The sequence below is a fragment of the Flavobacterium sp. XN-5 genome, assembly GCF_008033395.2.
Taxonomy (GTDB): Bacteria; Bacteroidota; Bacteroidia; order Flavobacteriales; family Flavobacteriaceae; genus Flavobacterium; species Flavobacterium hiemivividum.
The window spans coordinates 14,535-30,959 of sequence record NZ_VOGZ02000004.1; the positions used below are offsets into that span (position 1 = coordinate 14,535).

10 protein-coding genes are annotated in these 16,425 nt (G+C 33.8%); 3 read left to right on the forward strand and 7 right to left on the reverse strand.

Translation table 11 applies throughout. From position 1 onward, the window contains the following. Nucleotides 1-143: 143 nt before the first annotated feature. The 3 genes from FQU23_RS08665 to FQU23_RS08675 form a co-directional block, all read right to left on the reverse strand. Nucleotides 144-1,916 (reverse strand): MutS-related protein, encoded by a 1,773-nt coding sequence (locus FQU23_RS08665; protein WP_147673528.1) that lies wholly within the window; start codon nt 1,914-1,916, stop codon nt 144-146. Nucleotides 1,917-2,043: 127 nt separating this feature from the next. Beyond that, complete coding sequence (locus tag FQU23_RS08670) at nt 2,044-2,880, reverse strand: universal stress protein (RefSeq protein WP_147673529.1); 837 nt, start codon at nt 2,878-2,880, stop codon at nt 2,044-2,046. Nucleotides 2,881-3,081: 201 nt separating this feature from the next. Next, a complete protein-coding gene (locus tag FQU23_RS08675; protein ID WP_147673530.1) occupies nt 3,082-3,915 on the reverse strand; it encodes a universal stress protein in 834 nt (277 codons plus the stop codon). Between the two features lie 168 nt (nt 3,916-4,083). Here FQU23_RS08675 and mnmE point away from each other — a divergent pair, with 168 nt between their 5' ends. The 3 genes from mnmE to FQU23_RS08690 all read left to right on the forward strand — a co-directional run bounded on the left by mnmE (nt 4,084) and on the right by FQU23_RS08690 (nt 7,524). Continuing rightward, nucleotides 4,084-5,484 (forward strand): tRNA uridine-5-carboxymethylaminomethyl(34) synthesis GTPase MnmE, encoded by a 1,401-nt coding sequence (gene mnmE / locus FQU23_RS08680; RefSeq protein ID WP_147673531.1) that lies wholly within the window; start codon nt 4,084-4,086, stop codon nt 5,482-5,484. A gap of 590 nt (nt 5,485-6,074) precedes the next feature. Continuing rightward, a complete protein-coding gene (locus FQU23_RS08685; protein WP_026709239.1) occupies nt 6,075-6,251 on the forward strand; it encodes a histone H1 in 177 nt (58 codons plus the stop codon). A gap of 277 nt (nt 6,252-6,528) precedes the next feature. Then, complete coding sequence (locus FQU23_RS08690) at nt 6,529-7,524, forward strand: metal-dependent hydrolase (RefSeq protein ID WP_147673532.1); 996 nt, start codon at nt 6,529-6,531, stop codon at nt 7,522-7,524. 267 nt (nt 7,525-7,791) lie between these two features. Here FQU23_RS08690 and FQU23_RS08695 read toward each other — a convergent pair whose 3' ends face one another. The 4 genes from FQU23_RS08695 to FQU23_RS08710 all read right to left on the reverse strand — a co-directional run bounded on the left by FQU23_RS08695 (nt 7,792) and on the right by FQU23_RS08710 (nt 15,532). Continuing rightward, the gene (locus FQU23_RS08695) at nt 7,792-9,108 is read right to left on the reverse strand and encodes a Gfo/Idh/MocA family protein (protein WP_245181099.1); all 1,317 of its coding nucleotides are present in this window, start codon (nt 9,106-9,108) and stop codon (nt 7,792-7,794) included. A gap of 156 nt (nt 9,109-9,264) precedes the next feature. Continuing rightward, nucleotides 9,265-10,593 (reverse strand): DUF3472 domain-containing protein, encoded by a 1,329-nt coding sequence (locus FQU23_RS08700; RefSeq protein ID WP_147673534.1) that lies wholly within the window; start codon nt 10,591-10,593, stop codon nt 9,265-9,267. Nucleotides 10,594-10,702: 109 nt separating this feature from the next. Continuing rightward, the gene (locus FQU23_RS08705; RefSeq protein WP_147673535.1) at nt 10,703-12,400 is read right to left on the reverse strand and encodes a RagB/SusD family nutrient uptake outer membrane protein; all 1,698 of its coding nucleotides are present in this window, start codon (nt 12,398-12,400) and stop codon (nt 10,703-10,705) included. 9 nt (nt 12,401-12,409) lie between these two features. Continuing rightward, entirely contained in the window at nt 12,410-15,532 is a 3,123-nt protein-coding gene (locus tag FQU23_RS08710; protein WP_147673536.1) for a SusC/RagA family TonB-linked outer membrane protein, read from the reverse strand. Nucleotides 15,533-16,425: the final 893 nt, after the last annotated feature.

Genomic DNA, 16,425 nt, shown 5'->3' on the forward strand with positions numbered 1-16,425 from the left:
TATTTTCTAAAGTCTTCTAATTTTATTCCAACTTCTTTACTCTATCTTCTTTACTCTATCTTCTTTTCTCGATTTTCTAGCTTCTTTCTTCTTTTTCTTCTTTCTTCGTTTTCTTCTATTTTCTAACTTCTATCTTCTCCCGATTAAATCACTCCCATTTTTTTCATCAGGAACGTGGCGCTTTTATTTTTGCATATTCCATCGCGGAGTTTGTAATCAAAATGTAAATCATCATTTACAATTTCGACTTCAAAACATTTGTTAGTAAGAGTATCTGGATATTCATTTGTAGTTAGACAAACTTCTATATCGTGAGTTGCAATCGCTCCAATTGCTTTATTTGCAATTACTTTCTTAACGACTTCTATGGTTCCGTTTCTTTTGTCGTCAGAGTTCGTTCCTCTAAGGATTTCATCCAATAATACAAAAGCAGCATTTCCTTCTAATTCATTCATAATCTGTTTTAAGCGCTTTATTTCGGCAAAAAAATAAGACTCACTATCTGATAAGGAATCCGACAAACGCATGGAAACTAACACCGGTAAAGGATGTACATGAGCTTCCTTCGCACATACCACCGAACCCGCACCTGATAACACCATATTAATTCCTAGACTTCTTAGAAAAGTACTCTTACCTGACATATTCGATCCCGTTAAAATCATAAAAGATTGCGGGTGAAACTCAACAGTATTCCCTACTCTAGTATTGCGATTCAATAAGGGGTGACTCAAATCTGAGAAGTTGATTTTGAATTCGGTGTTTAAAGTAGGATAGACAAACTCAGTATTGTTGTAGGCAAAATTAGCCAAGCTATTTAGCATTTCGAATTCACCAACAACGTCTAGCCAATCTTCCAATACTTCAGCATGTTCTTTTTTCCAATGCAATAGTTTATTTAAAACATGAATATTGAATAGAAAGGTTCCATTAAACAAAGAAGCCGTTAATAGATTCCCAATCGTATCCATATTAGAAAATAATCCCGATAAGGTTTTAAGGTGAATGCTAGCATTTTCTGTTTTAAATTTCAACTTTTGTTGTAAATCAATCAGCTTTTGAGACTGGAAAGTTTCGTCTTCAATTTTTTTAAGTAATAAACTATATTGACTGATTACCTTATCGAGGTCTTCTGCATTGGCAATTTCGATTTGGATGCGTTTATAAAAAGCCCCCATAATAAATAAATTCAATAAAAACACATAAGAGAGATAAGACAATAAAAAAGTCTCAGCCATAACAATGTAGGAAATTAATACGCTTAAAAACAATAGTGGTGCAGCATAAGAAAGTATAACTGGTGCTGTAGACAATGGAGTACTTTGAAATTTGCTCCACTTCATTAATCCTTCAAAACTGGCTTTAGAATCTTGACTTATTTTGGCCAAAGCCAAAAAATTCTGGCGCCAATCTAATTTTTGCGAAAGCTCATTAACAGCCGATTGATTTTTAATGATTTCCTCATTTGGAGATAAAGTCAGCAATTGCTCAGCTAATCTTTTCTTTCCAATAAAAGTCGCAGTTCTATTTAAATTTTGAAAAAGGGAATGTTCTCCAAATATATCTAGGTCGTAGGCATAAGGATGATGAAAATCATTGAATTCTTGTCCGTTATCAAATGGAATCGATTTCTTCTCTAAATAAGAGATTTCATTGTCGTTGATTTCCTTTAACGCAGTATTAAGCTTCTTTTCGAAAAGTAATTTGGAGTGAATTTTCATAAAAATTATAAAACCCGCAAAAAATAAAACAGCTGAAACTATAAAGATAATTTCGCTGTTTTTTATGTAATAATAAAGAGAACCTAAAAAAAGAAAGATACACAAAAGTCTAAGTACGCTGATGGTATTGTATTTTTTATTGATTTTGCTTAACTCCTCCGAATAGCTATTACTCTTTGTACTGTATTGATCCATATTTCGATTAAATTGAAATACAAATATAGGTGTACGCGAATAAATAAGCTATTAGAATAGTAGGCAATATGGCAACACCTTCGAATAAAATAAAAACTGCCGCACTATTTTCAAAAATTAAACAAGCCTATTCTTCAATAGGGATTGCGAAAATCGGAACGTCAAAATTATTAGCAAATTTCTTAGTTAAGCTGGGATGGAATAAACCTTCAAAAAATGTTCTTTTGTACGTCAGCATAGTCAACATGTCTATTTCTTTTAGCAAGATAAAATCTAAAATAGTCTCTTTTACTTCATCACTTTCGATTACAAAAAACTCTATAGGTTCTTCTGCAAAATCCTCTTCCCAATTCTTAATTGTTGCTTTTTCAACATCTGTTTTGCTAGTTTTCACATAAAGACATTTTACCGCTGCACCAGCTATTTTAGCTAATTTTACCACTTTTTTAAGTGCTTTTTTATCTTTTGGTCTAAAGCGTGTCGTGAAACCAATCGTTTCTATTTTTTTGTATTTTGCATTGACAGGAATACTAAGAATTGGCACATTGATTTCCGCTAAAACGTTACCAGTATTGGTACCAGAAAAAAACTCTGACCAGCCAGAAGCTCCTTCAGTACCCATAACCACGTAATCTATTTTATCCTCTTTAATTGATTTATTAATATTATAGAGTAAACTTCCATCCATGAGACGATGCGTCATTTTAATTTTTCCTAGGCCTCGCTCTTGTGCTATGGAACGTAGTTTCGGAATTTCATCTTTAAACATTTCGAATTGCGATAACTCTACTGATTCATAAATCACCATATAGTTTTCCGGGAAAAACTGATTGTCGAATACAGGCAATTCAAATGCATGCAATAAGACCAGCTCGCCTTGAACTATATTTGCAAATTCTAAAGCATGAACAAAGGCATTGGTAGCAGCTTCAGAAAAATCGGTTGGAAATAAAATACGTTTCATTTTGAGATAGTTTAAGTAGTTAAAATTAAACCTAAAGTTACAATTATAACATGATAATAATCAGTTATTTAAATTTATTTTAACAATAAAAAGCTTTCTTAAATGTAATATTGATTCTTTTTTTAATATTTCTAAATACTTGATTATCAAATTACAAAATCATATGTTGTTTATTATTCTAACAAAACAACATCTATCTCTTTAGTCAATATGAATAGCCAAAATTGGAATGTGAAATTCAGGATGTTCCATTTTTGTATAGCTAGGTTGAAATAATCCTTTAAAAAAACCTCTTTTATACGTTAGCATTGTCAAGACATTCACGTTTTTAGTAATTATAAAATCCATAACGGCTTCATTAATTTCATCACTTTCGACAATCGAAAATTCGATTGGTTGTGTTTCAAATTCCGCATTCCACTCGGCAATTGTTTCTTTTGAGACATCAGAATTACTCGTTTTTACATAGAGACACTTCAGCTTTGCATTTAGATGTTTGGCTAAATTTAAAACCGTATGAATTGCTTGTTTATCCTTAGCTCTGTATCGCGTAGTAAAGCCAATTGTTTTGATCGTTTTGTATTTTGAGTCCAATGGCACGCATAAAACTGGCACCGTTATCCCAATGATCACTTCACCAGAATTAGATCCTATAAAAATGGCATCCCACTCTGTAACACCCGATGTTCCCATCACTACATAGTCAATTTTATCCTCTTCAACACTCTTTTTGATGTTATTGACCAAGTCGCCTTCCATTAACCGATGTGTCATTTTTATATTATCTAAATTGCAAGCAGTGGCAATGGCATGTAATTTAGGCACTTCTTCTTTAAATATATCAAACTGTGTTAACTCTACTGTGTCATAAACGGTTTTAAAATTTTCGGGAAAAAACTGGTCGTCAATAGACAATGTTGGGTAAGAATGTAATATTACAAGTTCCCCATGAAGTATTTTAGCAAATGCCAGAGCGTGTACAAAAGCATTTGTAGCTACCTCAGAAAAATCTGTTGGGAAAAGAATACGTTTCATATACTATCAATTTAAATTGGTTATCTGAACGAATGCAATCCTAAAGTTACGGAAATAAAATTAAAAAACTAAGTCAAATTCCACATGGGTGACGCTTAAAAAGCCAATTCAATAAACAAATAGATACTTATTTAGATTTAGTACCTTTGCCACTTAGAATATAAAAATATGTTATACAACGATTCGATAGTAGCCTTAGCAACACCTTCTGGAGCTGGAGCCATCGCAATAATCCGAATTTCCGGTCCCGAAGCAATTACCATTGGAAACAGTGTTTTTAAATCCATAAAAAACAAAGATTTAACCAAGCAAAAAACACACACCCTGCATTTAGGGCATATTATGGATGCTTCCAAAACTTTGGACGAAGTCCTAGTATCTCTATTTAAAGGTCCAAACTCCTATACAGGCGAAAATACGATTGAAATTTCTTGCCACGGCTCTACTTATATACAGCAACAAATTATACAGCTGTTGCTTAGAAAAGGCTGTCGCATGGCCGATCCTGGAGAATTTACGCTGAGAGCTTTCTTAAACGGAAAACTTGATTTGTCACAAGCGGAAGCAGTCGCAGATTTAATTTCGTCCGACAATGAGGCGTCTCACCAAATTGCCATGCAACAAATGCGTGGCGGTTTCTCGAATGAAATAGCCAAATTACGTGAGGAACTATTGAATTTTGCCTCGCTAATCGAACTCGAACTTGACTTTGCCGAAGAAGATGTAGAATTTGCTGATAGAACCCAATTTCATGAGTTATTAAACCGAATCGAATTCGTTTTAAAACGGTTAATCGATTCCTTTGCCGTAGGGAACGTCATTAAAAACGGAATTCCTGTAGCGATTGTAGGTGAACCCAATGTAGGAAAATCTACATTGTTGAATGCTTTATTGAACGAAGAACGCGCGATAGTTTCGGAGATTGCGGGAACAACCCGTGACACTGTTGAGGACGAACTAGTCATTGGCGGAATTGGATTTCGTTTTATCGATACGGCTGGAATTCGTGAAACTCAAGACGTAGTAGAAAGCATTGGAATTCGTAAAACTTTCGAAAAAATCGAACAAGCACAAGTCGTTTTATATTTGTTTGAAAGTTTAAAGTTTAAAGTTCAAAGTTCTGATTATATCGTAGAAATCGAGAAGATAAAAAATCAATTTCCGCTAAAACCATTAGTGGTGGTTATCAACAAAACCGAATTGCTAACAGATGAGGAAGTTGCCGAAATCAAAAAACAACTACAGCCACTGAATGTGATTCTCGAAATGATATCTGCCAAGCAAAACCTAGGTATCGAAGAATTAAAAAACCAGTTGCTATCATTTGTGAACACTGGAGCCTTGAGAAACAACGAAACAATCGTAACCAACACAAGACATTACGACTCACTACTCAAGGCCTTAGAAGAAATCACTAAAGTAAAATACGGCCTAGAAACTAATTTACCCAGTGACTTAATGGCGATCGATATAAAGGAGGCTTTGTACCATTTTGGGACGATCACAGGTCAGGTTACAAATGATGAATTGTTGGGAAATATCTTTGCTAATTTTTGTATCGGGAAATAAATTTCACAAAACATCAAAAAATAAAGCAAAGAATCCCAGTTAAAATGTCATAAAACGCCATTTTAACTGGGATTCTTCTTTCTGTTTATTTAGCTTTATTTGCAGATAGTATGTGGACATACTAAGTTAAAGTGGATGTCGAGTTAAGAATAAATTTAATGTTTTCATTGGCTCTATTAAATGAATGATAACATACTCAAAAACTTCAAATCTTGGAGAAAAAGGTGCGAAAATTGTCCCGACAGAGTCATCTCAGGTTCCTTGATGGTTCGAAAATCCTTTCGATATTTTTTTACTTTTAACAAAGTAAGTGTTTGTGGGTAATTTCGGTTCGAACTCCGTCAAGGATCTTCAATTTCTAGACCTAAGTTTTTGTTATAATAAAGAGAGGTACTATGATGCTTAACCTTTCCCCCACTTTTTGTTTGCATATCCACATTCAATCGCCTAAAGATTCGTACTGAGAGAAAACAGTAACTTTAGATCATTGTTGGGAAAAAATCGATATTTTCAAGTTATTTTTAACACAATAATCCTTGGCTATCTGTCGTAAAATTCTATTTTTGTCCCTTTAATTTAATAAAAAACACATGAAAGAATTAGTAGCAAAGATTAACGCTGAGTTTGAAACATTTACTGCAGAAACAGAATCTTTAATTGAAAAAGGAGTTAAAGCTGCTGGAGCAAGAGCGCGTAAATCAACTTTAGAGATGGAAAAAATGCTAAAGGAGTTTAGAAAACTTTCTATCGAAGAGTCTAAAAAATAATTCCCTTATTTTATACAAAAGTCTTTAGTTTTTCTAAGGACTTTTGTTTTTAGTGCAATTCATTAGTTTTTAATGTATTATTACTTCATACTTGCCCTTTTCATAATTACACAACAAAGAAGAAATGTTTTTGACGGTGATTCTTTTCTCTACACTAAACCACAAAGCCAAAATTTACTTATCCCTTTTTTGTATATTGCAATTTAAATTTCCATCAATACAAATATTCTATATTATCATATTCGAGAATTAAATCACGCTGGAAATAAAATCATCAATGGATTCATTAACACAAATCGCTTTAGGAATTGCCGTCGCTGAACTGTGTGCTGGCAAGCAACTAAAAAACAAAACCTTTTTGTATGGTGCCGTTTTAGGAACGCTCCCTGATTTAGATGTTATCGTTGGTTTATTCTTAGACCCAGTTGATGGGGTACTAATTCATCGCGGCATAAGCCATTCCTTATTACTATTCCTGTTTTTGTCACCACTCTTAGGTTGGTTAATTTCAAAAACTGAAAAGCATAAAATAAACTTTTCCCGAGCGGCTTCTATGGTCTTTTGGTGCTTATTTACCCATGTCCTACTCGATATCTTTACTTCATGGGGTACACAGATTTTATGGCCGCTTAGTAATCGTTTTGCTTTAAAAACCATATTTGTGATTGATCCATTATACACCGTTCCTTTATTGATTTCATTAGTGATGGTATGGAGGGCAAAGGACGCATTCATTAGAAGAAAATATATCATGAGAGGTTTGGTCATCAGCAGCGCTTATTTGCTCATATCCTGTTTTATAAAACTATATGCTCTAAATAAATTCGAAAAAGCATTACTAGAACAGGGAATTTCCTATTCTGAAATTATAGTAAAACCCACGGCTTTCAATCTTATTTTATGGAATGCAAATGTTTCAACTACTGATAACTATTTGTTAGGCGATTATTCCCTTTTTGATAGCCAAGCTGTTTCATTTATCGCTTATCCTAAAAATGTTGATTTAGAGTTGGAACTAATAGGGAATACTGATTTCGAAAAGTTAAAGAAAATTAGTGAGGGTTGGTATATCATTTCCAAACAAAATGAATCTTTATACTTTAATGATTTGCGTTTTGGACTTTTAAATAGCAACCCAGATCAGCCACAATTTGCTTTCAGTTATCAATTTATCAATACTACTTCCGGATTAAAAGCTATTGAAGTAGTCAAAGAAAAAAGAGATGGAAAACTATTGTTACAGAAAATTTTCACACGGCTAAAAGGGAATTAATCCTAAAAGGAATAACAACTATTTCTGCTTTTCAATAAGTCCATCAGTATTTTAGAAATATTTCTGAATCTTTTTTCGTAGATTAAAAATGTTTTTTCTTAGAAAACAAGTAATAAACATTTCCTATCTATGTAAATATTCCAATTAATACAAGTTAGTTTAACCCAATAAAAAAACACCCTTAAGAATTTGTACTAAATTCTTAAGGGTGTTTTTAATTTTTACAGAAAACGATTTAAAACAAATGTCTCCTTTTCTCTAGATTTACTATAGAGCAAATTCTAAACCTTTTAACTTGTTCCATCCTCCACGGGTAAAATCAGGAATTTCAACTGGTGCAGAATTATTGTCAAGAGAAATCTCAGTTAATGGAGCAAGACAAGACCATTCAGCTAAATCATAAACATCCATATCTAATGGAAGTCCTTTTTGAAGACAATAGATCAAACGGTAATCCATGATGAAATCCATTCCTCCGTGACCACCTACTTTTTTAGCTTGTTCTTCTATATCTTTAACAATAGGGTGCTTGTATTTTTCCATCAAAGCTTTTTTCACTTCAGCAGGAAGAAAACTATGCGCGTTTAAATTTTCGTGGTTTGGAGCTACATCTGTTCCTATCGATTTAGAATCTAATGCATATCCTTCAACTGGATATTTATTAGCAAAACCTTTAGTTCCACTTATTTGATACATACGGCTGTATGGACGAGGAGAAGTTACATCGTGTTGAATTTGGATCGTTTTTCCTTTTTCGGTACGAATCATAGTCATGGTGTGATCTCCATTTCTGAAGTCTTTTACGTCCTCTCCAGTTTTTTCTTTAATATAAGCTGGATTCCCCACTGCTTTAGTATCCATAGAAACTAAATAATTCATTTTATCTCCACGGTGAATATTTAATGCTTGAGCAGCTGGTCCCATCCCGTGCGTAGCATAAACGTCTCCACGATGTTTCCTGTTGTAATCCATTCTCCAGTTGCCTTGATACGCTCCCCAGAAAGGCTGCAAACCGTGAATATAAGCACCTTCAGCATGTAGGATTTCTCCAAACAAACCTTTTTGTGCCATATTTAAAGTAGTCAATTCGAAGAAATCGTACACACAGTTTTCTAACATCATACAGTGCTTACGCGTTTTTTCGGAAGTATTAATAAGATCCCAAATTTCCTTCATTGTCATAGCTCCAGGAACTTCTATCGCTACGTTTTTACCGTCTTTCATCGCTTGAACTCCCATTTCTGCATGGTGTTTCCAGTCTGTTGCAATGTAAACAAGATCAACATTAGGAAGCTTAGTTACTTGACGCCAACCCTCTTCTCCAAAAAATTCTTGTGCTTTTGGAAGACCTGCTTTTTCTAATATTTTATTAGCTGACTTTGCTCTGTCTTCTAATAAATCACAAAGTGCAACAATTTCGACACCTGGAATATGTGTCATACGTTCTACTGCACCTGGTCCACGCATTCCCAAACCTATAAATGCTACACGAACGGTAGGAATAGGGTCAAGTGCTAAACGCAACACATCTGTTTGCCCCTTTGCACGCTTCGGTGTTGGGGTTTTAATCATTTGGGCAGACATATCAGCCCATCCTACAAATAGACAAGCTATCAGGAAAAATTTAAAAATACTACTTCTCATGTTAAATTAATTTAGTTAAAATTATGGTGATGCTTTCAATAAGCATCTTTTTCTATATCGAACTATCTCTATTCTTTTCAAAAATATAAATAGTTTTTAAGGTAAGCTGTTAAAATCTATATTTGGTTTCTTATTTGTAAAAGGCCTCGTAAATATAGCTCCGGGAACTGTAAAATCATTATAAAAACCGCCATTTTTAAGATAAAATCCATCGGCATTTAAACCTCCTGAATAATCCATTCTATATCCTTGTTTGGCTGTATTATCTGCCGAAAATCGTGCAGTACTAAGTTCGTTCCAATTGCCTTTGTCATCACAATACCATTGGTTATTGAATGAAACCATTCGAGAGAAATCTCCTTGTTCTGGAATGAAATTTTCTAAAAACGAATGGAAATTCTTCAAATAAGTACTTGTTTGTGGACGATTGAAACTCGCAATTAATTGCCATTGTCCTGTTTCTGGAGCGAAAAAATAGGCGGTGTAATTGGTCGAGTTATTTCCTTCAGGCGCACCTCTAAGTAAAAACTTATAGGTATTTCCAGCAACCCAATTGTATTTTAAATAACTTTGTCCTCCGGAACCCTCGTTACCAAATTCTCCCGTTGTTACGTTTTTTCCTTTTCTCAATAACTTTATCTTATGTGATTCAGGAATACTGTTTGGATCATCAGTAGTAAATGGACTCCATACCGAAAATAAAACTCTTCTTTCATTGGCAGAATTTACTTGAATACCAAAATAACCTTCGCCAAAACCATTTGCCATAAAATAAGAACCAATTATATCCTCACCCACTGGAACTGTTAGTTCGTTATAGTACCACTCTGCATTTACATTTTCAGGAGCCTGATAATTTAAATGTACTGATGGTCCTCGTCTTCCCCAATGATAGAAACTACCTTCGTTATTAGGAACATATGCAATTTTACCGTCAAAATCAGTACTGCTTACGGTCAAACGGCTAATAGATGGAAAACTAGCACCTGATTTCTTAATCCCTTTAATTACAAGAGCAACATAACCTTCTTTAGCTATTTTCCAAGTACCAACTACAATCAATTTACTCGTAGAAGAAGGATCAAGCATTACTTTTTTAGAAACATTATCGATTGAAAATTCTAATTCAGATTTACCAGAAATCATAGGCAACTCTTCGATTGCAATTTGAAAAGTACCAGGCTTCGAAACTCTAAAATAAGTAGTGAAATACTCATCAGGATTCGTCCAGTTAACAATTCCATTGTTAGTGATAGTTCGATTTCCTTCAATATGTTTTGAACTATACGCATTCCCCGCTAAAGGTATAGAAATATGAAAATCAGATGCTTTAATAGACTCTGTTTTCGGAAGGCCATCACTTTTACTAGCGCAAGAAACGGATAGTAATAAAAGAGCAAAAAATAAATAAAATACTTTTTTCATTCTATAAGATTAAATAATTAATGGCATTTTAAAAAGCGTTTTGATTTTAGAATAACCCTTCTAATTCTAAAACTAGAAGGGTTAAAAAAACTAACTAAAAACTAACTAATTATGGGTTTTGTGTCAAAGTTCCAGGATAAGCATTAATTTCAGATTGGGGGATGTATTGCACCACTCTCAAACTTGTTGCTGGAAATTCAACTAATGGCATATGAGGTCCAGGATAAGGACGAGTCATCGTTTGTCCATTTCTATAAACATCGTAACCTCTATGTGCTTCAAAAGCCAACTCTAATTGACGTTCTTCATCTATTAATTGAGAAGCATTTGTCGCTGTAAGTGAAGTGTACCCTCCTCCTACAATTGCTCTTTCTCTAATTACGTTAACATTAATACGTGCATTGTTGTAATCTCCTTTTTTAGCATAAGCTTCTGCCATGTTCAAATACATTTCACCTAATCTTGAAATGATAGGAGAGTGTAAATGAGAGTCATTGTTTTGCAAAGAAGCCTTAGTTACATAAAACATCGGATATACACGATTCAATAACATCATAAAGTCTTTTTCCCCTACATATGTTTTGCCTTCATAGTTGATTGAATATTGATTTTCACTTGCGTCAACTACAGTTAAATTATATTTAACATTAGCAATCGTTATAAAAAAGGAACCATCAGTATTAGTCTCTAGTGGTTGCTGTAAGTAATTATAGCCCGTTTGTACACCACTATTGTCTTTTAAATCATAGATAAAACGGAATGCTTCCGTCTTTTTATTTGCTGCATCTACTACATACTGTGGATCAATAAATGCCCAACGTGCGTCATTCTTTTTACCTGCTTTACGCAATAAGTCTAAATATTCAGCACTTGCGTACATTTCACCCCAACCTTGTCCTTGTATGTTGGCATACATACCACCAATTCCATAGAAATGATCATATCCAGAAAATTCTGAAGCGACACGTTTTACGGCAAAGATAGTTTCGGTTTGTGCGGCATCATCAGGAGCATACGTATTGTACTTCATAAACTCTGATCGGTTCAACAAATTGTATCTTCCACTGTTGATTACTTTATTCGAATAAGTAATAGCTAGATCAGCATACTCTGTATTTGGATTTTCATAAGTACCACTCATGTATAAATATACTCTAGAAAGCATAGCTTGTGCAGCTTCTTTAGTAGCATAAGCAGCATTTCTATTTTCATTCATTAAGGCCTCTCCTTTTTTCAAATCACTGATTGCCTGCTCATAAGTCTCTTTCACAGTTGCACGATCCGGAAGTTGCAAGTTATCAATACTACCTGGCATACCATTTACAATTGGCACTCCTAAATTAGTTTCAGGAGATTGAGAATAAGGTCTACCATAAGCACGACTTAAATAAAAGTAAATCATCCCTCTTAAATAATAGGCTTCTCCTAACTTTTGATCAATTTGACTGCTTTCTCCTTCGGGGATAATTTTAATTAAATCACTTGATTGTGAAATAATTTTATAACTATTATTCCAAAAAACAGATAACCTCCCATTATTAGGAATGTGTTGGTAAGAGATAAAAGAATAAAATGAGTCAGTAGATGTACCTCTAATCATCATATTATCTCCAGGATACTCTCCAATGCGGTGCATAACATCAGACCAACCTTTAAGTTGTGCATAACAACCATTTAAAAGTACATCAATTGAAGCTTCTTTATCGGCTAGGATCTTATCTTCAGTATAAGAACTAAAGGGTTCTCTATCTAATTCACAAGAAGATAGAAATGAAACGGATAAAATTAATATAAATATTTTTTTCATGATTTTAGTTTAAAGTGTAACATTAAGACCGAACACAATTCTACGGGTTTGTGGGTATACTGAAGTAGCAACTCCTGTAACTTGACCATTTGCTGGTGGAATTTCAGGGTCAACTCCAGAGAAATCTGTAATTGTAAATAAGTTTTCACCAGACACAAACACTCTGATATTAGTAGAGCTTAATGCTTTAATAGTTGGCACATTATATCCTACAGTAAGGTTTCTCATCTTTAAGTAAGAACCATCTTCTAAGAAACGGGAAGATGCTTTATTAGAATTACTTGAATTGTTGTAAGTAGCCTGAGGATGCGTAGCAATATCTCCTGGTTTTTCCCAACGGCTCCATCCTTTATGTAAATTCATTTGGTTACGATCTGTATAAGCTCCATCAGAATCGAATTCTGCTCTTGCATAATTATAAATTTCACCACCAACAGAGTAACTAAAAACAGCTCCTAAGTCAAAATTTCTATAAGTTACACTAGTTGAAAAACCTCCAAAGAAATCAGGGGTATAAGCTCCTTTTACAATTTGATCTTTGGCCGCTTCACTGTAGCTAAAAGTTTTTACGCGTTCTCCGGCCGTATTCGTTTCAAACCATTGTGGCTTTCCTGTCTCAGGGTCAACTCCTGCCCATTCTGGCAAATACCAACTATCTACATCCAATCCTGGTTTCAATAATTTATTAGCCGATCCTGCAATGCCACTACCGTCTCCAACAATTATTTCAGTTCTTGTACCATACAAGCTTGTCACTTTGTTTTTATTGAATCCAATATTAGCATCTACTGTCCAATACCAATCATCGTTGTCAATAATATCAATATTAAGAGCTGCTTCAAAACCTTTATTTCTTACTGCTCCAATATTTTTCCAAATACTTGTTACCCCAATTACACCTGGTAAAGGAACTTGGTATAATAAATCGGAAGTGTTTTTATCGTAGTAATCTAAAGTCAAATTAAAACGTCTTAAAAACGAAACATCTAGCCCTACTCCTGTAGTAAACGTTTTCTCCCAACTTAAATCAGGGTTTGAAATTTGAGAAATAATAGCACCTGGATTTTCATTGTATCCTGTAGTTAGTGAATATAGAGCTTGGTGCGGATATAAACTATTAGGACGGTTTCCTACTGAACCGTAACTAGCTCGTAGCTTCAGGTTTGAAATATAGTCAGCCTTAAAGAAAGACTCATTATGAATGTTCCATCCCCCACTTATAGAATAGAAATTTCCATACTGTGCGTTAGGTCCAAAATTTGAAGCGCCATCACGTCTAATAGAGAATTGACCTAAATAACGGTTGTCATAAGAATAATTCGTATTTGTCAATAAAGACTGAACTGCCCACTGAGCTCTATTACCACTTACTTTTTCAGGAATAGAAGTTACATCTCCCACAACAAATCCAGGAGCTAATCCAGTAGCAATTCCGCTTGTCCATTTAGAATTATACTCGTTCCACTCATAACCTGCAATGGAGTTAACAGCATGTTTTCCAAAAGATTTGTTAAATTTAAAAAGTTGATTCGTATAAGCTCTATTATAAGAGGATGCATCTTGTTGAATTCTACCTTGTACAGCTAAACCACTTGAAGAACGAGGATCTGAATAATACATTGATTCTCCATTCGAAAAAATATAATTATTAGTAGAGGTAAATGTTAACCAATCTGTCAGTTTCACATCAAAATCAAAATTACTTCTTACGTCATACGTTTGCGATTCTCCGTAATTCCACTGTAAGTCATACAAATAGTTAGATCCAGTTGTGTTTACCCAAGTTGGGTTTGGTTGGTTTCCTACCAAAGAACCATCTGCTAAGTAAGGACTATCCCACGGCATATTACCATACATAGCTCCAACAGAGTGTTGTTTATCAAAGACATCCTTTCTAGTTGCATTAACCTGAGGTCGTACTGTTAACCAATCATTTACTTTATAACCTAACTTCAAAAGTAAGTTGTAACGATTAAAATCGTATCCTTTTACCGCTCCAGTTTCATCATAAGCTCCTACGGACACATATGTTTTAATGTTTTCGCTACCACCACTTATCGATACGTTATGATCTCTTACTAAGCCAGTTCTTGTAGCATTATCCCACCAATCAAAATTTTGATCTCTTAAAGCAGGAGTCCACCAACTATTACCTGAAAATTGGCTTTTATTCGAAAATGCATCATATAAATCATATAATTCGGCACTATTCATGATTTTGAAATTTCCAGTATTTAGCGTAGTCGCAGCCATCTTAGAAGAGATACTTATAACTGATTTACCCGATTTACCCGATTTAGTAGTTACGACTATAACTCCATTAGCACCTTGTGAACCATAGACAGCTGTCGAAGCAGCGTCTTTAAGAACAGTCATCGTTTCAATGTCCGAAGGATTGACATTACTTGAGCCTGATCCTACAATCACACCATCAACAACCCATAGCGGATCTGTACTTCCGTTCACAGTACTTTTTCCACGAATAATTATTTTAGCAGTTCCACCCGGCTGACCAGAACCTGTATTTACAGAAACCCCAGTTGCTTTACCTGCCAATAAGTTTTCGACAGATGATGTTGTGGCATCTACTAATTTTTTATTATCAAGAGTTTGTAAAGAACCAGTAAGACTTTCTTTCTTTACACTGCTATACCCCATAACAACCACTTCTTGTAGTTTTTGACCGCCTTCAAGTAAAACAATACGAAGCGGACCATTAGTAACCGTAACTTCTTGGTCTTCCATACCAACAAAAGAAACTACTAACTTTGTAACATTATCTGGAATATTTAAGGTAAAAGCTCCATCAATATCAGTTTGTGTAGAGGCCGTACTACCTTTTGCTACAATATTAGCACCAGGTAAAGTATCCCCATTACTATCGTATACAGTACCGGTTACTCTTTTTTGTACTTGTTGAAAACTAGCATTAGCATCTAGTTCTTCTGCCACTTTAACAATGAAAATACTCTTATTCTCCTTTAAAGCTATTTTAGAAATCTTGTTTTCGGCAGCTGAAACCGAAATAGGAAGCGCTAATGTTAGCAAAGATAGACTCGTTAGTTTTATGGTTTTTTGCGTAATCGCAGCTACCCATAAATTGGCCTGTTTGCGTTTTTTTAATAAATTCATACTTGTGAATTAGTTTTGGTTAATATTGGATTACTATTCTTCATTTAATTATTCTTTATATTGGTAAAATTTAAAAAACACATTCTTTCGAATAAACCAGGCTCAGTAAATCTACTCTAAACAATAAACTACAACACATTTACATTCCGATAATTACAAAGTATCTAGAATTAAATTAGCTCTTAAAACCAGCAATAATTAAGAAAAATTCCGAGTCTTTTTCTTGTTAGCATATTCTTAAGAATGACGAAACTAAATATTAAATTTTAATAAACAAAGAAAATTCAATTAAATTGTGTTCGAACACATAATATTTATGTTTTCGAACACAAAATTTCCTGTTAAAATATTTTTAATCGTAAAATTTAGTGTTATTGATAATTAATACAGAAAAATAATGGTCTTATTCAATTTAGAAATTAAGTAAGTGACAAAAATTTCCATGAATCGAAAGTCCATAAATATTAGATTAAAATAAAAAAACTTTTCACTTTTTTATATTCGTAGAGTCACTTATTTATTGAATAATCGCGACTAATTAAAATCAAAAAAAACGAATAATAGTTCAATAATTTGACAAAAAATCAAAAGTGACTAACCATAAACTAATCTCTTGTACTACAAAAAATGAGGGACTTGAAGTCCCTCATAAAAAGTATCTGTATTTACGATAGAATGTACTTTGTCATCGCAATTACTGCTTGGTATAATTGAAGGGGTTATAAAAACTAAACCATGGATTGAAAGTCTGCAAATTTGAATTCCAAATTTACGCCGTAGATTCGCAAATTATTCCAATTATAAATATTTTAAAATCCGCGAATTTGCGCTAATAAAATTTTTAGAAGATAAAGCGAGACCCACTAAAAGTGCATAGTTTTAAACTCTATTTG